Source organism: Flavobacterium sp. LC2016-12 (assembly GCF_015351595.1).
Classification (GTDB): domain Bacteria; phylum Bacteroidota; class Bacteroidia; order Flavobacteriales; family Flavobacteriaceae; genus Flavobacterium.
The window spans coordinates 538853-559842 of the sequence record NZ_JADKPT010000001.1 but is presented as its reverse complement, the minus strand read 5'-3'; the positions used below and the strand labels follow the sequence as shown (position 1 = coordinate 559842).

Genomic DNA, 20990 nt, shown 5'->3' with positions numbered 1-20990 from the left:
ATAATAAAAACCTAAAACATGGAAATTATGTAAGAGTATATACAACAGAATTTAAAAGTCTAAGTATAATTTTGTCATGAGTTTAAAATAAAAACCAACTTAATATTGAATATCATGAAAAAGAAATTAGCCTCCGTATCCCTGTTAATACTGGCATTTGCAGCAAATGCACAAAATATGGCAACTACTTCAACACAGCCTTCTATAGATAAAGAACCATATGACAAGTGGTCAATCGAATTAAATGGTGGTGTTAACAAACCAACCAGAACAATGACTCCTGGTTATTCTACTGCAACTCTTAATCCGTTTCACGCAGACTTAGGTGTAAGATATATGTTTAGTCCTAAATTTGGGGTAAAATTAGATGTTGGTTATGACCAATTTACAGAAAGAGACGATACACCAGATTTTGAAAGCCGTTATGTTAGAGCAAGTTTGCAAGGTGTTGTAAACATTGGTAGAGCTTTAAATTTTGAGACCTGGACTAATACTATTGGTGTCTTGGCACATGGTGGTTTTGGAGTTGCTCAAATAAGTACTGAAACCGGATATGGTGGTCAAGATTATATGGGTCATGGAATTCTTGGATTAACAGGACAAATTAAATTAAGCAATAGTGTTGCCTTAACCGGAGATCTTACCGGAATTGTAAATGGAAAACAAAACTGGAACTTTGACGGAATGGGCAGAACTACAACAGGCTCATTTGATGGTGTTTTATTAAATGCTTCAGTCGGTTTGACGTTTTACTTGGGTAAAAACGAAAAACATGCTGACTGGGTTGGCGAAGAAGACAGATACGACGAACTTGAACAAAGAGTTGGCTTAATTGAAACTGGTCTTTTGGATACAGACAAAGATGGTGTAGCTGATTTATATGATTTAGAACCAAACTCAATTACTGGTGTCGCTGTAAATACAAAAGGACAATCAATTGATACAAACCAAAATGGTGTTCCTGATGAATTAGAAAGCTACTTAGACAAAACTTACGCTAAAAAAGGCGATAACAACCTAACAAACAGCACTGTAGAAGAATTAATTAACGGTGGATATGTAAATGTATACTTCGACTTTAACTCTTCTAAACCAACAAATGCTTCTTTATCTGGTGTTGATTTCTTAGTGAAATATTTAAAAAATAATCCAGGAAAATCTGCTGACATTATAGGTTATGCTGACGAAATTGGAAATTCAAGCTACAACACTGAATTGTCAAGAAAAAGAGCTGAAGCTGTGAAAAAAGTGGCTACAAATGCAGGAATCGATGCTTCAAGATTGAATGTAATTGCTAACGGAGAAGATACTTCTGTAAACAAAAATTCTAAAGAAGCACGTCAAATCGTGAGAAGAGTTACTTTCCAAGTGAAATAATCTCTATAAATATAAATGCAAAAGGCGGTTTCAAATTTGAAACCGCCTTTTTTATTTCCAATAAAAAAGGACAAATATAAATTTGTCCTTCTTCAATTATCGTTTTAACTTATTTAATCGATTGCTCTCTTAGTAATATCACCAAAAGCATCAATTCTTCTGTCTCTGAAAAATGGCCAGTTTTGACGTACATTTTCCTGTAAATCTAAATCAACTTCTGCAATTAAGATTTCTTCCTGATCGTGAGACGCCTGCGCTAAAATTTCACCTTGAGGTCCCGCGATAAACGATGCTCCCCAGAACTGAATTCCGTCAGTTCCGTCGATATACTGCTCTAAACCAATTCGGTTAGCAGCGGCAACGAAAACACCATTTGCAACCGCATGGCCTTTCATTACGTTCATCCAGGCACCGTATTGATTTTCTCCGTACTGTTCTTTTTCTTTTGGATGCCATCCAATTGCTGTTGGATAAAACAATACTTCTGCACCTTTTAAGGCAGTAATACGAGCTGCTTCCGGATACCATTGATCCCAACAAATAAGGGTCCCAACTTTTCCTTTTTTAGTTTCTATAGCCTGAAAACCTAAATCACCAGGTGTGAAATAGAACTTTTCGTAGAAATGAGGATCGTCCGGAATGTGCATTTTGCGGTATAAACCAGCTTCAGTTCCGTCTGTATCGATGATGTATGCACTATTGTGATAGATTCCAGCCATTCTTTTTTCGAAGAAAGGAACAATGATTACCACCCCTAATTCTTTTGCCAATGCGCTAAAAGCAATAAAAGAAGTACTATACAATGGTTCTGCTAAAGCAAAATTATCGACATCTTCACTTTGGCAAAAATAATGACTGCTATATAATTCTGGTAATAAGATCACTTCTGCCCCTTTACTGGCAGCATCTTTAACCCAACTGATACATTTTTTAAGATTATTTTCGGCAACGTCATTCAGGTTTAACTGAATAACGGCTATTTTATATTTTCTTTTCGGCATGACATAAAATTTAGAGTGCAAAAATAGTAATTTTTAGAGGAATGACAAAGTTGATTAACCGCAAGGGCGGAAAGATTTATGTAAAGTTCACTAAGATTATGTTTATTGACTTTAAGTACTTATTCAAAAAAAGAAAACCATTTTACAATTACTTAATTCTATATGGAATGAATTAAATAATTACAAAATGGCTTTCAACCTAAATCTATAACCTAAAAACTGTATTAATCAATAACCACTTTTGTTGTGATAAATTCAGTTTCAGATTTTCTGAATTTGATATCAAAAGTTCCTTTTGCAGCTGACTTGAATTTGTAAGTCGTCTTTTTAGGAGCTGGAACTTGTTGCGTACAAACCGCTGATGGGTATTTTGCTTCAACCTGTAATCCTTTTACTGTACCAAGTGTTACTTCGCTAATTTTATCAAATTCTCCACAAGCGTTATCTACCACAAAAGTCACTTCATAACTAAGCTCATCGTTTACTTTTCCGGTTGCTGGTCCTTTAACCTCCGTTACAAATGCAGCTTTGGCTACTGGGCTAGGAGTTTCTGCGTCGTCATCGTCATTGTTGCATGAAACAACTGCTAATGATAAAAATAATACTACTAAAACTGATTTTAATCTAAAACTTTTCATATAAAATAATAATTAATTGTTAATTACTATGAAGATGCGAATGCGTTGCATTGGTTGCTTTGGCTAAATGTTAAATATTTTTAAGAGCACATTAAACAACTACATGTCAACACTTTGCCCGATGAAAAAAAATAACACAACTACCGTTATTTCTTATGAAAATTGAATTTTCAACCCTAGCCCCGATAGCAGCGGTATCCTTTTTAGCCGCTTTTTCAGCGGGTAAAAAGATACAAGTGGATAGCGGGACAGGTGTTCTTAGGGAAATGATTATTCTGCTTCAAAAAAAAAAAAAAAAACACCAGCCTTTCGACTAGTGTTTAAATATCTTTATAGCACGTAGATTATTATGCTGCAGTAGCTTTTTTAGGAAGTATTTTTTTTATCAAATTTACGATCACCAAGACTACAAGTCCTAAGGCTAAACCTACTACAAATTCTTTTATAATATCAGGAAGATTAATTTTAAGTGATAAATGATGAAAAAAGGGAATATGATGCACAAAAATACCTCCGGCAACTAATAACAAAGCAATTGTACCAATAACGGTTAAACTTTTTATAATTAATGGAAGTGCTTTAACCAAAATATTACCAATAAATTTTGTGACACTTTTCTCTTTTTTACTAAACTTAATAAGTTTATAACCTGCCTCATCCATACGGACAATTAATGCTACAATCCCATAAACGCCAATAGTAGCGATTACTGCAATGATCGATACTACAACGATTTGCTGTGAAATAGGTTTACCAACTACCGTACTCAAAGCGATAATCACAATTTCAACAGAGAGAATAAAATCAGTTACGATTGCTGATTTTATTTTTCCTTTTTCCATTTCAAGAATTTGTTCCTCGGTAAAGGTTTCTTCCGTTATTCCTTCTGATTCTTCATGCGAATGCGGAAATATAAACTCGTATATTTTTTCAGCTCCTTCGTAGGCTAAGAACAATCCGCCCAAAACTAAAACCACAATAATTGCAACTGGGAAAAAAGCACTTAATAAAAAGGCTATTGGTAAAATGATTATCTTGTTAAGTAATGATCCTTTACTGATTGCCCATAGTACCGGAAGTTCTCTTGAAGAAGCAAATCCGGAAGCTTTTTCGGCATTAACAGCTAAATCGTCTCCTAAAATCCCTGCAGTTTTTTTTGCTGCAACTTTACTCATTACTGCAACATCGTCCATAATTGCTGCAATATCATCTAATAGTACGAAAAAACCTGATGCCATTATAATTGTTTTTATTTTGTAATTCTACTTAATTTGGTTGTGCGAATCTACTACTTTTCATTCAATTTTCGGCTAAAATATTAACTGCATTGTCCTAAAAGAACCCAGATAATGACAAAAACTAAGATTGTTCCAAAACAGCCTCCGCCTAATTTTTTTGCTCCGTAACCTGCGATTAATCCTCTAAAAATATTGTTCATAGTATTGGTTTTTAGTTATTTATTTGATTAAATATAATGTTTTTTATATAATATAAAGTTCAGAATTTAACGAATCAATTTCTTTATAAGACTTTGAAAAAAAGTTTCATTATTCACGGTTATAATTTAATTCCAAAAAAAAACACCAGCTAAAAAACTGGTGTTTTGGAAAATTATTTTTTATTAAGATTATTCAACTGCTTGTGTCTGGTTTCTGAAAACCAATTTACCATCGAAAGCATCAATCAAGATAATACTGTCTGTTGTAATATTTCCAGCCAGGATTTCTTTAGACAATTGATTCAAAACTTCTCTCTGAATCACACGCTTCACTGGTCTTGCACCAAACTCAGGATCATAACCTTTATCTGAAAGATATTTGATTCCTTCCGGAGTTGCATCCATTGTAATGCCTTGTAAAGCCAGCATCTTGCTAACGCTCTTCAATTGTAAACTTACAATTCTAGAGATGTTATCGACAGTTAATGGCGTAAACATTACGATTTCGTCAATACGATTTATAAATTCAGGACGTACGGTTTGTTTCAATAATCCTAAAACTTCCACTTTTGCAGCTTCGGTTGCAGAATCGATACTTCCTTTTAAATTCTCAAATTTCTCTTGTATAATCTGACTTCCCATATTGGAAGTCATGATGATAATCGTGTTTTTGAAATCGGCCAAACGACCTTTGTTATCTGTCAATCGACCTTCATCTAAAACTTGCAATAAAATATTGAAAGTATCCGGATGCGCTTTTTCGATTTCGTCTAACAGAATTACAGAATATGGTTTTCTACGAACCGCTTCTGTCAATTGTCCACCTTCATCATAACCCACATATCCCGGAGGCGCACCAACCAGGCGGCTCACACTGTGACGTTCCTGATATTCGCTCATGTCGATACGCGTCATGGCATTTTCATCATCAAAAAGATATTCGGCCAAGGCTTTTGCTAACTCTGTTTTACCGACTCCGGTTGTCCCTAAAAACAAGAATGTTCCAACAGGTTTTTTCATATCCTGTAAACCAGCGCGGCTTCTACGAACAGCATCACTCACCGCTTCTATCGCTTCTTCCTGCCCTACTACTCTTCTGTGTAATTCTTCTTCAAGATGTAGCAGTTTTTCTCTTTCAGTCTGAAGCATTTTCATTACCGGAATTCCAGTCCATTTGGCTACCACTTCTGCAATATCTTCGCGAGTAACTTCTTCTTTAATCAAAGAATTACCAGATTGGTATTCCTGTAGTTGTTTCAACAGAACATCCAGACGTTCTTGTGCTTCTTTGATTTTTCCGTAACGAATTTCAGCTACTTTTCCGTAATCACCATCACGTTCTGCACGTTCTGCTTCGTATTTAAAGTCTTCAATTTCTTGTTTTACGGATTGAATTCCGTCAACAACATCTTTTTCCGATTTCCATTTAGTATAGATTTCATTGCGTTCTTCTTTGAGATTCGCCAAATCCATTCCTAAAATCTTCAATTTACTTTCTTCTTTTTCGCGTTTGATGGCTTCAATCTCGATTTCTAACTGCATTATTTTACGATCCAAAACGTCTAATTCTTCTGGTTTTGAATTGATTTCCATTCTCAATTTAGAAGCAGCTTCGTCCATCAAATCGATCGCTTTATCCGGTAAAAAACGATTCGTAATATAGCGTTGTGAAAGTTCAACAGCGGCAATAATCGCCTCATCTTTAATTTGAACTTTGTGATGTGTTTCGTATTTTTCTTTGATACCACGTAAAATCGAGATTGCACTTTCCGTATCCGGTTCATCTACCAAAACCTTTTGAAAACGACGCTCTAGTGCTTTATCCTTCTCAAAATATTTTTGATATTCATCTAAAGTTGTTGCTCCAATCGCTCTTAATTCACCTCGAGCCAAAGCTGGTTTCAGAATATTAGCCGCATCCATCGCACCTTCTCCTCCACCCGCACCAACAAGGGTATGAATCTCGTCAATAAACAAAACGATATCACCTTCGGCAGCTGTAACTTCTTTTACTACTGATTTTAATCTTTCTTCAAATTCTCCTTTGTATTTTGCACCGGCAATTAAGGCTCCCATATCTAAAGAGAAAACGATTTTATCTTTTAAGTTTTCAGGCACGTCGCCATCTACAATTCTGTGCGCTAAGCCTTCTGCAATAGCAGTTTTACCAACTCCAGGCTCCCCAACTAACATTGGGTTGTTTTTGGTTCTTCTGGTCAAAATTTGCAATACACGACGAATTTCTTCATCACGACCAATAACCGGATCCAGTTTTCCTTCACGCGCTAATTCGTTTAAGTTTTTAGCGTATTTATTTAAGGCATTATAAGTCTCTTCCGCTGAAGCTGAAGTTACTCTTTCGCCTTTTCTTAGTTCTTCAATAGTTGCTTTTAAAGCTTTTCCGGTTACGCCCTGATCTTTTAAAATTTGGGCCACTTTACTTTTTGAATCGAAAATCGCTAAAATTAAATGTTCGATTGAAACGTATTCATCGTTCATTTTTTGTGCAATAATTTCAGCTTCATTCAACGCTTTATTAGCATCTCTGGAAAGCATAATATCGCCTCCCGAAACTTTTGGAAAGCTCTGAATTGTTGAATCTAGTATTTGTAAAAACAATGGCACATTTACGTTCAGTTTTTTCAAAATAAACGGTGCTACATTTTCGTCAACCTCAAAAATGGCTTTAAAAATGTGTTCGTTTTCTATTTGCTGCTGTCCGTATCGTTGCGCCAATTGCTGCGAAAGCTGAATGGCTTCCTGCGATTTAGTTGTAAATTTATTTATGTTCATATGTCTATAATTATTTAGGTTTGATTTTTCATTTAATAATCGATACCATTAAAATTTGAATTTATTGAATCCGCTTTTTAATTTTAAATGGTGTAATTTTGTTGATGAACTTTCAAATTATATTCCATTTTAAAAATACAGACAAAAAGTCATTAAAAACAGCTTTTTAGCTAATCTTAAACGACAAAAAGTCACAAATACAGTCAAAATATGAGTTTTTTAAATTCTATCTTCGGAAATTCAGACAATTCTGATTCACAAAAAAGTAATGTGAACTGGATTCCTCTTACAAATTTAGCACAGTTAAATGATATAGAGAACATGTCGAATGTTAAGCCTATTGTAATTTTTAAGCATAGCACAAGATGCAGCATTAGCCGTTTTGCCCTAAAACAATTTGAAAGAGAATATGATTTAGATGAAACTGTCGATGCTTTCTTTTTAGACTTAATTGAGCATCGCGATGTTTCAAATGAAATTGCCAGTAAATTTGGTGTTTACCATGAATCGCCACAGCTTATTTTGATTAAAAATGGTAAAGCTGTTTATGATGTTTCGCATAGTGAAATTAATGCTGAGGCACTAAAAGCAAAGATTTGATATTTTTTTGCCACAGATTAAATGATTATAAATCTATAAAATCATCTAATCTGTGGCAAATTATTTTTCTAAAAACTTCCGTCAGATCCGCCTCCGCTATAACCTCCTCCTCCAAATTCCATTGGAGAATCTTCTGGTTTGACACTTGGTTTCATTCCGAAAGCTGACGCTACAATTAAGGCTTCTGCATTTAAAAATGCGTTTGAATTATTAATTCTGCCTGGTTTAAAAGTTAAACCGCTTTCCTTCTCTTTCAATTTCTTTATGGAGAAATAAGCTATTGCGAATAACACTACTCCGCCTAAAGTCAATGCCACTTCTATCGGTAAAACTGAATAATAAAATCGGATAGTGTAAATTGAAAAACCAATAGCTAAGAAACTTATCCAAAGCATTATTCTGTCTTTTGTTTTTAAGGCTTGCACCAAATAAACAATGGGAACAATCAGTGTAAAAGCATAAAAGAAATACGCAAACGGAATATCTTTTCCCGGGAGAACTTCATTTCCTAAAAGCATTACTGAAAGCTCTCTTACAACCAAATAATTACCGGAAAGATAGAATAGAATTAAACAGAAACTATTAGCCAACAAAAAACCATTATAATAATAACTTTCCGTAAGACTAGCAATTGATTTTTTAGTAGAGAAGTAAAATCCGCCAGCAAATAAAATCGCTGCAAAAGGCAAAATTGCTTTTCCTAGTTCGCCAAATTCAAATAATCCATAGAATAAAACTGCTGAACTTGCTAAACAAAAAACCAACAACGATGTCAAATGCAAATGGCGTCTGTACATTACAAATGCCGTAATTGCCATGAAAATAGCAATTATAAGTTCATAGCCATCAGTTGTAATTCCGATTGCTATTCCGATATTTAAAATGGTTCCCAAAATAAAAGCATCATCTAAACCGTGTCCGTAATATTTTTGATTTGCTAAAAGTTCTGCTCCTGCAAAACCTACTCCGGCAAAAATATAACAACAAATTTTGAAATATAATTCATCGCCCACCATTCCAACTATGGAAATAGCACCGCATATTGATCCGTATAAGAATGATCCCAACAGAAAAAATCCTAATCGTACCAGAATATTCTTTTGGGTTTTAAAATCCGGTAATTGCTTTTTAATTAAATCTTTTTGCTCTTTACTTATAAAACCAGCATTTTGCAAAGAATTTGCCTCTTCCAATAAAGCCAAATCGTTTAATAATTGTTTATCGTGTGCTATCATTCGGTTATTTCTTTATGGAAGTTTTTAATCAATTTAATGAATACTACTATTGAACCAATAAAATAGACTGGCAGCATAAAGACAAAGAACTCCCAAATATCAGAGAAATCTACTAAATCTAAAATTCGAAAGAAGAATATGTTTAAACCAATATAAGCGTAAATAATCATAAAAATATATAAGGACATTGCCTTAGTTTCATGACTGACTTTATAAAAATAATAAGATGAAGCAGCCAAAATCAACCCAAAAAGCAGCCAAATCCCATCATAATCAGAATCTGTCAAATTACTAATTGAGGCTATGCTTATTAAATGCAAAGCAAAAGTGAGATAAATGAAATTAAAATGTATTTTTAAATTTGTTCTGGAACTATATATTGTCAATAAAATAAGTAAACCTCCCAGTATGATAGCAGAATAGCTAAGTGTTTCATTCGAATAAAAATCATTATGCAATAAATCCTGAGGTGTGACAGAAAGCCCGATATAGGCAGCTAAACCAGTAATTGCGATAGTTAAAACGCTTTTATTATCGAAATAATAGGCACAAAAGAAACTTACTATAGTCGGAATTAAAGTTGCCAGATCATAATGCGTTCCAAAAGGTTTGTACTGAAATTGCAGATAACCAATAAAAATACAAGTCAAGATATTGGCCGCTAAAACCAGATATTCTAAAAATGGGCTCTCAAAGACAGTTTCTGTTTTTTGAAACCCTTTGGAATTTTTAAAGCAATAATAGAAACAGACAACGATAACAATAAGCAATATCGAAAGAATGGCAATATGTCCAATACTATCAATGTTTTCATAAATTAAAATCCCGATTCCGGAAGTAAAAAGTAAAACAGATAAATATAGGAAAAGTTTCAATTCTGCATTCAAAGAGAAAATATTCAGATTTCGATAAGCTTTAATTTCCTGATATTGATTTTCGGTAATTAGATTCTTATCCAGAAGCGATTGGGTCGCCTGGTCATCAAACTTATTCATGTTTTGGCTTTATAAATAGTAAATCAAAAATAGTCTTTTTTTGATTGATTAAAGTTTATTTTTTAATACATAAAATCTTTCTTTAAAAATTAATACATAAAAAAACCGATTTGTATATAACTACAAATCGGTTTCTTATTTAAAAAGCAAAAACTTATTAAAAAGCAGCTTTCATTTTATTTTTAATAGCATCCAAGCATAAATTATTGATGCTGCCTTCGTGCGTGTGTCTAGTTTCTTTTGGAGATTGATACGTTCCCGCCTCCAATTGTTCTGCAACAGCTTTGTAAGCGTCTCTAAACGGTATTCCAGCTACAACCATTTCGTTTAAAGTATCTACTGTAAACAAGTAATCGTATTTTTTATCTTTTAAAATATTGTCTTTTACCGTAATATCTTTTACAGAGAAGATCGCGATATCCAAACACGCTTTTAAGTTTTGAAGCGCTGGAAACAATCCTTCTTTTAAAAGCTGCAGATCTCGGTGATAACCACTTGGCAAATTATTAGTAATTAAAGTGATTTCGTATGGAAGCGCCTGAATCTTATTGCATTTCCCTCTGATCAGTTCAAATACATCTGGGTTTTTCTTGTGAGGCATAATACTTGAGCCTGTTGTAAGATGTGCCGGCAAACTGATAAAATCAAAATTTTGGCTCATATACAAACATACATCCATCGCAAATTTTGATAAAGTGGCTGCTACACTGCTCATGGCAAAGGCAACCGTTTTCTCTGCTTTTCCACGGCTCATTTGTGCTGCTACGGCGTTGAATTTCAACGTTTCAAAACCTAATTCCTGTGTTGTAAAAGTTCTGTTGATTGGAAAAGAACTTCCGTAACCTGCTGCAGATCCTAATGGATTTTGATCAACTACTTTAGAAGCCGCGTTTAACATTGTAATGTCGTCAATTAAACTTTCAGCATAAGCAGAAAACCACATTCCGAATGACGATGGCATCGCAATTTGCAAATGCGTATAACCTGGTAATAAAACATTTTGGTGTTTTTCTGCAGATTCCATTAACAAATCAAACAATGTTTTTACCTGTTCTTTTATTGCTTTTAATTCATCTTTTAAATACAAATGAACATCAACTAAAACCTGATCGTTACGAGAACGCGCGGTATGGATTTTCTTTCCGGCATCGCCCAGTTTTACCGTTAATAAATATTCGATTTTAGAATGTACATCTTCAAAACTGTCTTCAATTTCGAAATTTCCAACTACGATATCTGCAATAATGTCGTTTAAGGCATCAACCAAAGAAGTTGTTTCTTCTTCAGTTAATAAACCAATTTGACCCAGCATTTTTGCGTGTGCAATTGAACCTAAAGCATCGTATTTTGCCAAAACTAAATCTAATTCACGATCGTTTCCAACTGTGAAATGTTCAATTTGTTTGTCTGTTGGTATTCCTTTTTCCCAAAGTTTCATAGGTGATATTTTTAGATCCTATTACGGTTAGTTTTCCGCCACGAATTCACGAATTAATTTTAAAATAATTCGTGAATTCGTGGCGGTTATTCTTTTCTTATAATTTAAAGAAATCGCTTAGTATTTTGATATACAAGTCGACTCCTTCTTCAATTTCATTTAAAAAAATAAATTCGTCTGCTGAATGTGATCGCAATGTTTCTCCTGGTCCTAATTTTAAGGATTGACAGCTTAAAACAGATTGATCTGAAAGCGTTGGCGAGCCGTACGTTGTTCTTCCAAGAGCGATTCCAGCCTGAACTAAACCGTGCGCAATTGGAATCGACGATGCATTTAAATGCATTGATCTTGGTGTTACTTCGGCGTTTACATTAGCTTTTACCACTTCTAAAATCTCCGTATTTGAATAACGATCGGTTACACGAATATCAACAACCAAATCACATTCTGATGGAACAACATTATGTTGTTTTCCGGCACTGATTTGCGTTACAGTCATTTTTACAGGACCTAAAACATCAGAAATTTTATCGAATTTATAGTTTTTAAACCATTCCATTACCGGAATTGATTTGTATAATGCATTATCATCATTTTGATGTGCAGCGTGACTTGCAGTTCCTTTTACTTTTACATCTAAAACTAATAAACCTTTTTCGGCTACAGCCAATTGCATTAATGTTGGCTCACCTACAATGGCGCAATCTAATTCTGGTAAATGCTTTAAAACACTGTTTAAACCGTTTTTTCCGCTGCTTTCTTCTTCAGCGGAAGCCACCATTACCAAATTATGCGACAAGTTTTTATTCTCATAAAAGTGAACAAAAGTGGCCAAAAGTGAAACCAGACAACCTCCGGCATCATTACTTCCTAAACCATATAATTTTCCGTCTTTTTCAATTGCTTTAAACGGATCGTTTGTATACGCCTGATTTGGTTTAACCGTATCGTGGTGAGAATTCAGTAAAAGTGTTGGTTTGTTTTCGTCAAAATATTTATTGAAAGCCCACACATTGTTATTTTCTCTTTTAAAAGGAATTTCGTTTTGATTGAACCAATTTTCTATTAATAGCGCTGTCTGATCTTCTTCACTTGAAAACGAAGGTGTTTCTATAAGGCTTTTTAATAAACTAATTGCTTCCTGGGTAAGCGTTGCAATATTTTTCATAGTTAATGGTTTCTTTGCCATGATACCGATAGCTATCGGGACGAAGTCACAAAGTTTTTATTAAATCTGTGACATTTTTAATTTGCGCAAATTTCTTAAATTAATATTTAAACACCTTCCGCAATTCTATTTTTTTTGCCACAGATCAAAACAATTTTCACAGATTTATAAATCATTTAATCTGTGGCTATTTTTTATAATGTAATTGTAGTATGCAAAACATCTGGATTTTGGAGCATTTTATGATGCCCAATTTTGATTTTTTGTACACCTCTTGACAAACTGTTAAAGCAGTTATCTAATTTTGGAATCATTCCGGAGTGGATAACTTTTTCTTCTTTTAACTTGTTGTATAAAGCTTCGTTGATTTCTGTAATTACAGAAGCATCATCTTCTGAATCTTGTAAAACACCTTGTTTTTCAAAACAGTACGTTAGCGTAACATCAAAAACTTCAGATAATGCAATTGACAGTTCGCTTGCAATGGTATCAGCATTTGTATTTAATAATTGACAGTTTTTATCGTGTGTGATTGCACAAAAAACAGGAACAATCCCGTTTTCAAGCAATATTTTCAATAAAGTTGTATTGACTTGTTTTACATCGCCTACAAAACCATAATCAATTGTTGGATGATTTCTTTTTGTTGACTGAATTAAATTCCCATCAGCTCCCGAAAATCCCATTGCATTGTTGTCTTTTGCCTGCAATTGTGCCACAATATGCTTGTTGATTTGCCCTGCGTAAATCATAACTACAACATCAAGCATTGGAGCATCTGTAATTCGGCGTCCATCAATCATTTGAGGGACCAAACCAATACTTTGCGCCATCTTTGTAGCCGATTTTCCTCCGCCGTGAACCAAAACTTTATGTCCTTCTATTTTCGAAAAATCAGTTAAAAATTGTTCTAGTTCTGTTGGATTGTCGATTATATTTCCACCAATTTTTATTACGGTAACTTTCATATTTTAAGGTTCAGAGGTTCAGAGGGACAAAGGTTCAAAGGTTTTCCTTAAGGCTTTAAAACCTTTGAACCTTTGCGACTTTGTGCCTTTGCACCTCAAATTACAATTTCTTTAAAATCTTCTGTAAAACTAATTGTGCCGAATACGTTCTGTTATTCGCTTGCTGAATTACGATTGAATTCTCACTGTCGATAACTTCGTCGCTTACAATTACGTTACGACGAACCGGAAGACAGTGCATGAACTTTCCGTTGTTTGTCAGAGCCATTTTTTCGGCCGTAACGGTCCAACTTGGATCGATGTTAGTTACTTTTCCGTAATCGTTGAAGTTGCTCCAGTTTTTTACGTAGACAAAATCGGCATTTTCGAAAGCTTTATTTTGATCGTATTCAATTTTGCAATCTTTTGTAATTTCCGGACTCAATTCGTAACCTTCCGGATGTGTGATTACAAAATCCATATCTTTTTGCATTTGCATCATTTCTACGAATGAATTGGCAACTGCCTGAGGCAAAGCTTTTGGATGCGGTGCCCAGGAAAGCACTACTTTTGGTTTGTGTTTCGTTTTATATTCTTCCATTGTAATCGCATCAGCCAAAGACTGTAATGGATGACGCACAGCACTTTCCATATTTACGATCGGCACAGTTGCGTGTTTCAAAAATCCTGAAATTACAGTTTCAGCATAATCTTTTTCTTTGTCAGCCAGACCTGCAAAGGCACGAATAGCAATAATATCACAATATTGAGAAACTACTTCAGCTGCTTCTTTAATATGTTCTGAAGCGCCAGAATTCATTACTGCTCCATCTTCGAACTCTAATGTCCAGCCTTCATTGGTAAAGTTCATCACCATAACATTCATTCCTAAGTTTAAAGCCGCTTTTTGAGTACTCAAACGCGTTCTTAAACTCGGATTAAAGAATAACATTCCTAATGTTTTATTCTTTCCTAAGCTTTGATTTTTAAGCGGATTCTTTTTGATTTTTAATGCGCTTTTTACCCATTTTGATAATGAGTTGATATCTTGAATTGAAATATAGTTCATTGTTTCTTTTTTTATTGTTGCGTGGTTTAGACGCTGATTAAACTGATTCGCTATCGCGAAAACGCTGATTTACACGGATTTTTATATTCTTACTTTTCTACTGTTCTCAAATATTTTCCGCTTGAATTCTGGTTTTACACCAAAATTTAAAAGTAAACCGACTTCGCAATTTGTTCCTTTTAAATAATTTAAAATTTGATTTTCAAACTCTTTCACTATACAATCGGCTGCTTTTAGTTCTAATATAATTAAATCTTCTACTATTAAGTCGGCATAATATTGTCCAACTTCAATTCCTTTATAATAAACCTCTATTTTCATTTGAGCTTCAACTTTAAGCCTTTATTTTTTAATTCTAAGTATAATGAATTTTGATAAACTCTTTCTAAAAAACCATATCCCAATTCATTATAGACTTCGTAAAAAGTTTTAATAATAGCTTCGGTTAATTCTTGATGCAATAATTTCATAAAAAATAATTTTGAATGAAATATACTACATTAAATTAAATAACAAAGAAAAAATCCGTTTAAATCCGCGTTTTCGCGATAGCGAATCCGTTTCATCCGTGTTCTATTTACACAATCCTGGTAAAAGGAATTTCATCTTTTAATGCTTTTAAAATAAAATTATCATTTAATCCGTTCACAATCCAGGTTTCAATATTTGCTGCTTTTGCGATTCCTGCTGCTTCTATTTTAGATTGCATTCCACCTGTCCCGTGTGATGATTTTGATTCTCCGATTTCTTTTTCTAAAACCTTTAAATCATTAACTAATTTTATCGTTTCCGGATTTTCATCGTGAATAGAATTCTTAGTATAAATACCGTTTGTATTGGTTGCAATTATCAGAATATCAACATTTAAAAGAACTGCTGTTAAAGCCGCTAATTTATCATTATCTCCAAACCGGATTTCATCTGTGGCGACAGTATCGTTTTCATTGATAATCGGAATGTAATTATTCTCCACCAAAACATTAATCGTGTTGACAATATTTACTTTCGATTGCTGCTTTTCAAAATCAGAATAAGACAATAAACACTGGGATGTCAATAAACCTAAATCACTGAAATTTTCATGGAAAATCCGCATTAAATGGGGTTGTCCAATCGAAGCCAAAGCTTGTTTTAATGCAATTTCTTTGCCTTTACTTTCTAGTTTTACAAATTGTTTTGCCGCGGCAATTGCTCCTGAACTTACAATTACAAATTCGTAATCTTTGTTTAAAGCGGCAATCTGCATACCAATATCTTCAATCTTTCCCCGCGAAATATGATTGGTTTCCTTGGTTAAAGTATTACTTCCTATTTTTAATAAAATCCGCTTTTTCCCCATTGTTGTTGTTTTAACCGCAGTTTTTTAACCGCAAAGTGCGCAAGGTTTTTTATATTTTTTGTGTTTACAAACGCTAAGTTCGCAAAGCTTTGTCTTTAATTTAAATTCCAATTTTTAAATCCAATTCCAATTATTTGAAATCAAAAAATCTTCCCCCACCAATCTAAAATCTAAAATCAGAAATCTAAAATTCTAACGTATTTGCCCTTCTCCGTAAACGTACCACTTATTGGTAACCAAATGCTGTAAACCAATTGGTCCTCTTTGGTGCAATTTATCTGTACTTATCGCTAATTCTCCGCCTAAACCAAATTGTCCTCCATCTGTAAAACGTGTTGACGCATTATGATACACTGCAGCGGCGTCAATAGACTCCATGAATTGCTTTGCCTTTTTTTCATCCTTTGTAATAATCGCTGCTGAATGTCCTCCGCAATATTTGTTGATTTTTTCAATTGCATGTTCTTCAGAATCAATGGTTCCGATGACAATTTTATAATCCAAAAATTCTTCGTACCAGATATCTTCATTTTGAAGTGTTTCGGTATTTTCGAAATTTTCTAATGATTTATCAACGATAATTTCCACTTTAGATTCCGTTAAAGCTTCGATTAACATGGCGGCAAAACCTTCGAAATTTGGTAATCTTGAATCGATTAAAACTTTATCCAAAGCATTACAAGCCGAGATTTTAGAAGTTTTGGCATTTAAAATTACTTTTAAAGCTAAATCGGTATCGGCATTTTCATGAACGTAAACAAAATTGTTTCCACGACCGCTAACAATTACCGGACAAGTGGCGTGCTGTTTGACAAACTCAATTAATTTTTCTCCACCTCTCGGAACAATTAAATCGACTTTTTGAGTTGGTTTTTCTAAGAAAGCCTGAGTTTCTGTACGATTGTAATTCAAATATTCAACCCAGTCTTTTGAAACTCCATTCTCTTCCAAAGCCTTATGCCATAGCGCCACAATTTTCAAATTTGATTGTAAAGCTTCTTTTCCACCTTTTAATAAAATCTTATTACCGGATTTAAAGGCAATTCCGCCTGCTTCAATCGTAACATCCGGGCGCGATTCGTAAATAATTAAAATCGTACCAAATGCAGCCGTTTTATTAATAACTTTAATTCCATTATCATGAACAAAATGAAAACGTTCTACTCCAACAGGATCTTCTTGAGAAGCCAATTGATTCAATGATAAAATCATCTCATCGACCTTTTTATCATCTACTTTCAAACGTTCTTCCATCGCTAAATCTGAGCCGTCATAAGCCAATAAATCCTCCTGATTGGTAAGAATGATTTGATTCCGCTCCTGATCGACAAGCTTTGCCATGGAGCGCAAAACGAGATTGCGTTTTTCAATTGATAATGGATTCATAATTTATAGTTGGTTGGTTGTTTTTTTGGTTGTTTCTCTTAATCGAAACCTTATAATATACCTAACAGGTTTTGGAAACCTGTTAGGATAAGCATTTTAGTTTTGAAGCTCTTCCAAACTCTCTTTTAAAGCTACAATAAAAGTGTCAATATCTGATTTTTTCACAGTAAGCGGTGGCAAAATTCTTAACAGATTTTTGTTGTTCGCACTTCCCGTAAAAATATGTTTCTCAATAATTAATTTCTTTCTTAAAGCTGAAACATCAAAGTCAAATTCAACTCCAAGCATTAATCCTTTTCCTTTTACTTGTTTAATTCCAGGAACTTGCTTGATTTGCTCTGAAAAATAAGCTGAAACTTCGTTTACATTATCTATTAAATTTAGCTTTTCTATTACATCAAGAACCGCAATTCCTGCTGCACAAGATAAATGGCTTCCGCCGAAAGTAGTTCCTAATAAGCCATAACTCGCTTCAAATTTTGGAGAAATTAAGATCGCTCCAACAGGAAAACCGTTCCCCATTCCTTTTGCTACAGAAATAATATCAGCATTAATTCCGTGATGTTGAAAAGCAAAGAATTTTCCACTTCTTCCGTATCCTGATTGTACTTCATCTAAAATCAAAACAACATCGTATTTTTTACATGCTTTTTCTAAAGCCTGAAAAAACTCAGTAGTTCCCTGATCTAAACCTCCAACTCCTTGAATTCCTTCAATTATTACGGCAGTAACATCGCCTTTTGCAAGCTCTGCTTCTACTAAATCAATTTGGTTTAATGGTAAAAAAGTAACTACTTGCTGTGCATTAATTGGCGCCACAATTTTTTTATTATCAGTAACCGCAACTGCTGCAGAAGTTCTTCCATGAAAAGAATTATCAAAAGCTATAACTCTTGATTTTCCATTATGGAAAGAAGCTAGTTTCAAAGCATTTTCATTTGCTTCGGCTCCAGAACTGCATAAAAACAGTTCATAATCTTCTAATCCTGAAAGTTTTCCTAATTTCTGAGCCAATTCAACCTGCAAAGGATTCTGAATAGCATTCGAATAAAATCCTAAGTGATTTAACTGATTTTTTAGTTTTTCAACATAATCAGGTTGTGTATGGCCAATCGAAATTACACCATGTCCACTATATAAGTCTAAATATTCCACTCCGTTATTGTCTGTAATAGTGCAGTCTACTGCTTTTACAGGCGTTATGTCATAAAGTGGGTATACGTTAAATAAATTCATGTCTTTTTGTTTATTTTGTTTCAGGTTTCAGGTTTCAAGTTATTTGTAGAACGTGAAACTTGGAACTTAAAACTAGTTTAATTTTCAGTATTCCTATTTCAAGTAACGCAAAGAACGTGGAACTTGAAACTTTAAACCTGAAACAAATTTTCTCTAAAATCCGCTTGGTTTCAAATGTAAACCGGTGGTTTCTTCTAATCCGAACATTAAATTCATGTTTTGAATCGCTTGTCCTGAAGCACCTTTGGTTAAGTTATCAATAACTGAAGTTATTAAAACCCGGTTTCCTTTTTTCAATAAACTGATGATACATTTGTTGGTTTGTACGACTTGTTTCATATTAATATTCGTCGTTGTAACGGTTACAAACGGTTCGTTTTTATAGAAATCTTCGTATTTGGCAACCAATTGTTCTAAACTATCGTCGGATAGTGTATATAATGTTGCAAAAATCCCTCTTGGAAAATCTCCTCTGTTCGGAATAAAAAGCAATTCACTTTCAAAATCATCCTGCAATTGAACCAAACTTTCTGAGATTTCTCCTAAATGTTGGTGTTCAAAAGCTTTATAATGCGACATATTATTGTTTCTCCAACTGAAATGCGAAGTATCTGAAAGACCAACTCCAGCGCCGGTACTTCCTGTAGTTGCATTAATATGAACATCATTATTCAACAAATTATTTTTAGCCAAAGGCAATAATGCCAACTGAATCGCTGTCGCAAAACAACCTGGATTTGCAATATAATTTGCTTTTTTAATATCCGCTTTATTCAGTTCTGGTAAACCATAAATGAAATCTTTTCCTTCGAAATGAGCGTCTTTATTTAATCTGAAATCATTTCCTAAGTCAATGATTTTAGTGTGACTTGCAAATTGATTCTCCTTCAAAAAGGAAATTGACTTTCCATGCCCTAAACATAAAAACACAACATTCACCTCTGGATTGATGGTGTCAGTAAAATTCATTTCAATATCTCCCATCAAATCGTGGTGCGCCACAGAAAGTGGTTTACCCGAATTGGTCGTACTGTAAACAAAATCGATATTTACATTGGGATGATACATTAATATTCTGATAAGTTCTCCGGCCGTGTAGCCTGAACCACCAATTATTCCGACATTAATCATGATCTAAATGGTTTACAGATGAAAATATGTTTTGTGCATTTCCTAAAATCTTAATAAATCCTTTTGCATCGTCAGACGTCCAGGCGTTGTTCATTTCTCCGTATTGACCGAAACCTGTATTCATCAAATCGTTTTTAGATTCAATTCCGTCAAGCGAAAAATGATATGGCTTTAATGAAACCGTTACAGTTCCATTTACCGTTTTTTGTGTGTCTTGCAAAAAGGTTTCGATGTTACGCATTACCGGATCTAAAAACTGACCTTCGTGAAATAACATTCCGTACCAGTTTCCTAATTGTTCTTTCCAGTATTGCTGCCATTTACCAAGTGTATGTTTTTCTAGTAAATGGTGCGCTTTGATGATGATTAAAGGAGCAGCAGCTTCAAAACCAACTCTTCCCTTAATTCCGATAATGGTGTCTCCAACATGGATATCTCTACCAATTGCATAAGCGTTTGCCAGTTTTTCAAGTTTTACGATATTTTTTTCAGGAGCATCTTTTTTACCATTTAATCCAACTAATTCTCCTTGTTCAAAATGTAAAGTCACTTTTTCTTCTCCTTCTTTTTGCAATTGTGAAGGATAAGCTTCACTTGGCAATGGCTGGCTTGAAGTTAACGTTTCTTTTCCTCCAACACTTGTTCCCCAAAGTCCTTTGTTGATAGAATATTGCGCTTTTTCCCAAGAATAATGAACACCATTTTGAGCTAAATAATCAACTTCCTCTTGTCTTGAAAGTTTTAAATCTCTAATTGGCGTTATAATTTCAATTTCCGGAGCGATAGTCTGGAAAATCAAATCAAAACGAATCTGATCATTTCCTGCACCAGTACTTCCGTGTGCAATAGCACTTGCTCCTACTTTTTTAGCATATTTAATAGCCTCAATTGCCTGAAAAACACGCTCTGCACTTACTGATAACGGATAAGTATTGTTTTTTAATACATTTCCGAAAATCAAATATTTTATAGCTTTATCATAATATTTATCTACGATTGTAAGATTTGCGTGTTGTGCGCTTCCTAATTCGTAGGCTCTTTTTTCAATTGCTGATAATTCTTCAGCATCAAATCCTCCTGTATCTACAAGTACGGTATGAACTTCGTATCCTTTTTCATTTTTTAAATATTTCAAACAATACGAGGTATCTAATCCTCCACTATAAGCTAATACAACTTTTTTCATTTTATATAATTTA

At 34.0% G+C, this 20990-nt stretch carries 17 protein-coding genes and 1 pseudogene; 2 read left to right on the top strand and 16 right to left on the bottom strand.

The genetic code is table 11. The features are described 5' to 3' along the window. Window positions 1-114 precede the first annotated feature (114 nt). Complete coding sequence (locus tag IRZ99_RS02385; RefSeq protein ID WP_194655736.1) at window positions 115-1377, top strand: OmpA family protein; 1263 nt, start codon at window positions 115-117, stop codon at window positions 1375-1377. Between the two features lie 113 nt (window positions 1378-1490). Here the strand turns inward: IRZ99_RS02385 and IRZ99_RS02380 are convergent, their stop codons facing one another. The 4 genes from IRZ99_RS02380 to clpB form a co-directional block, all read right to left on the bottom strand. Next, on the bottom strand, window positions 1491-2378 hold the full coding sequence (locus tag IRZ99_RS02380; protein WP_194655735.1) for a carbon-nitrogen hydrolase: 888 nt from the start codon (window positions 2376-2378) through the stop codon (window positions 1491-1493). Window positions 2379-2602: 224 nt separating this feature from the next. Further along, window positions 2603-3016, bottom strand: coding sequence for a hypothetical protein (locus tag IRZ99_RS02375; protein ID WP_194655734.1), 414 nt, complete (start codon window positions 3014-3016; stop codon window positions 2603-2605). A gap of 347 nt (window positions 3017-3363) precedes the next feature. Beyond that, entirely contained in the window at window positions 3364-4254 is an 891-nt protein-coding gene (locus IRZ99_RS02370) for a DUF808 domain-containing protein (protein ID WP_194655733.1), read from the bottom strand. A 389-nt stretch (window positions 4255-4643) separates the two neighbouring features. Beyond that, window positions 4644-7247 carry an ATP-dependent chaperone ClpB gene (gene clpB / locus IRZ99_RS02365; RefSeq protein WP_194655732.1) on the bottom strand — a complete coding sequence of 868 codons (2604 nt, stop codon included), beginning with the start codon at window positions 7245-7247 and terminating at the stop codon, window positions 4644-4646. A 210-nt stretch (window positions 7248-7457) separates the two neighbouring features. On the opposite strand from clpB, the gene ytxJ reads away from it, so the two are divergent. Beyond that, the gene (gene ytxJ / locus IRZ99_RS02360; RefSeq protein ID WP_194655731.1) at window positions 7458-7847 is read left to right on the top strand and encodes a bacillithiol system redox-active protein YtxJ; all 390 of its coding nucleotides are present in this window, start codon (window positions 7458-7460) and stop codon (window positions 7845-7847) included. A 68-nt stretch (window positions 7848-7915) separates the two neighbouring features. Here ytxJ and IRZ99_RS02355 read toward each other — a convergent pair whose 3' ends face one another. The 12 genes and pseudogenes from IRZ99_RS02355 to IRZ99_RS02300 all read right to left on the bottom strand — a co-directional run bounded on the left by IRZ99_RS02355 (window position 7916) and on the right by IRZ99_RS02300 (window position 20977). Continuing rightward, entirely contained in the window at window positions 7916-9082 is a 1167-nt protein-coding gene (locus IRZ99_RS02355; protein ID WP_194655730.1) for a hypothetical protein, read from the bottom strand. Then, window positions 9079-10077 carry a DUF2157 domain-containing protein gene (locus IRZ99_RS02350; protein ID WP_194655729.1) on the bottom strand — a complete coding sequence of 333 codons (999 nt, stop codon included), beginning with the start codon at window positions 10075-10077 and terminating at the stop codon, window positions 9079-9081. Before IRZ99_RS02350 ends, IRZ99_RS02355 begins: the two co-directional genes overlap by 4 nt. A gap of 157 nt (window positions 10078-10234) precedes the next feature. Further along, a complete protein-coding gene (argH, locus tag IRZ99_RS02345) occupies window positions 10235-11515 on the bottom strand; it encodes an argininosuccinate lyase (RefSeq protein WP_194655728.1) in 1281 nt (426 codons plus the stop codon). Window positions 11516-11612: 97 nt separating this feature from the next. Further along, window positions 11613-12683 (bottom strand): M20 family metallo-hydrolase, encoded by a 1071-nt coding sequence (locus IRZ99_RS02340; RefSeq protein ID WP_194655727.1) that lies wholly within the window; start codon window positions 12681-12683, stop codon window positions 11613-11615. Between the two features lie 194 nt (window positions 12684-12877). After that, on the bottom strand, window positions 12878-13651 hold the full coding sequence (gene argB / locus IRZ99_RS02335) for an acetylglutamate kinase (protein WP_194655726.1): 774 nt from the start codon (window positions 13649-13651) through the stop codon (window positions 12878-12880). Between the two features lie 100 nt (window positions 13652-13751). Next, window positions 13752-14699 carry an N-acetylornithine carbamoyltransferase gene (locus tag IRZ99_RS02330; RefSeq protein WP_056185276.1) on the bottom strand — a complete coding sequence of 316 codons (948 nt, stop codon included), beginning with the start codon at window positions 14697-14699 and terminating at the stop codon, window positions 13752-13754. 81 nt (window positions 14700-14780) lie between these two features. Continuing rightward, window positions 14781-15169 (bottom strand): annotated as a pseudogene (locus tag IRZ99_RS02325) (GxxExxY protein). A 107-nt stretch (window positions 15170-15276) separates the two neighbouring features. Beyond that, the gene (gene proB / locus IRZ99_RS02320) at window positions 15277-16038 is read right to left on the bottom strand and encodes a glutamate 5-kinase (RefSeq protein ID WP_194655725.1); all 762 of its coding nucleotides are present in this window, start codon (window positions 16036-16038) and stop codon (window positions 15277-15279) included. A gap of 192 nt (window positions 16039-16230) precedes the next feature. Further along, the gene (locus tag IRZ99_RS02315) at window positions 16231-17424 is read right to left on the bottom strand and encodes a glutamate-5-semialdehyde dehydrogenase (RefSeq protein ID WP_194655724.1); all 1194 of its coding nucleotides are present in this window, start codon (window positions 17422-17424) and stop codon (window positions 16231-16233) included. A 96-nt stretch (window positions 17425-17520) separates the two neighbouring features. Next, on the bottom strand, window positions 17521-18660 hold the full coding sequence (locus tag IRZ99_RS02310; RefSeq protein ID WP_194655723.1) for an aspartate aminotransferase family protein: 1140 nt from the start codon (window positions 18658-18660) through the stop codon (window positions 17521-17523). Between the two features lie 153 nt (window positions 18661-18813). Further along, window positions 18814-19791 (bottom strand): N-acetyl-gamma-glutamyl-phosphate reductase, encoded by a 978-nt coding sequence (gene argC, locus IRZ99_RS02305; protein ID WP_194655722.1) that lies wholly within the window; start codon window positions 19789-19791, stop codon window positions 18814-18816. Further along, entirely contained in the window at window positions 19784-20977 is a 1194-nt protein-coding gene (locus tag IRZ99_RS02300; RefSeq protein ID WP_194655721.1) for an argininosuccinate synthase, read from the bottom strand. The genes argC and IRZ99_RS02300 overlap by 8 nt, the downstream gene beginning before the upstream one ends. Between the last annotated feature and the right edge of the window lie 13 nt (window positions 20978-20990).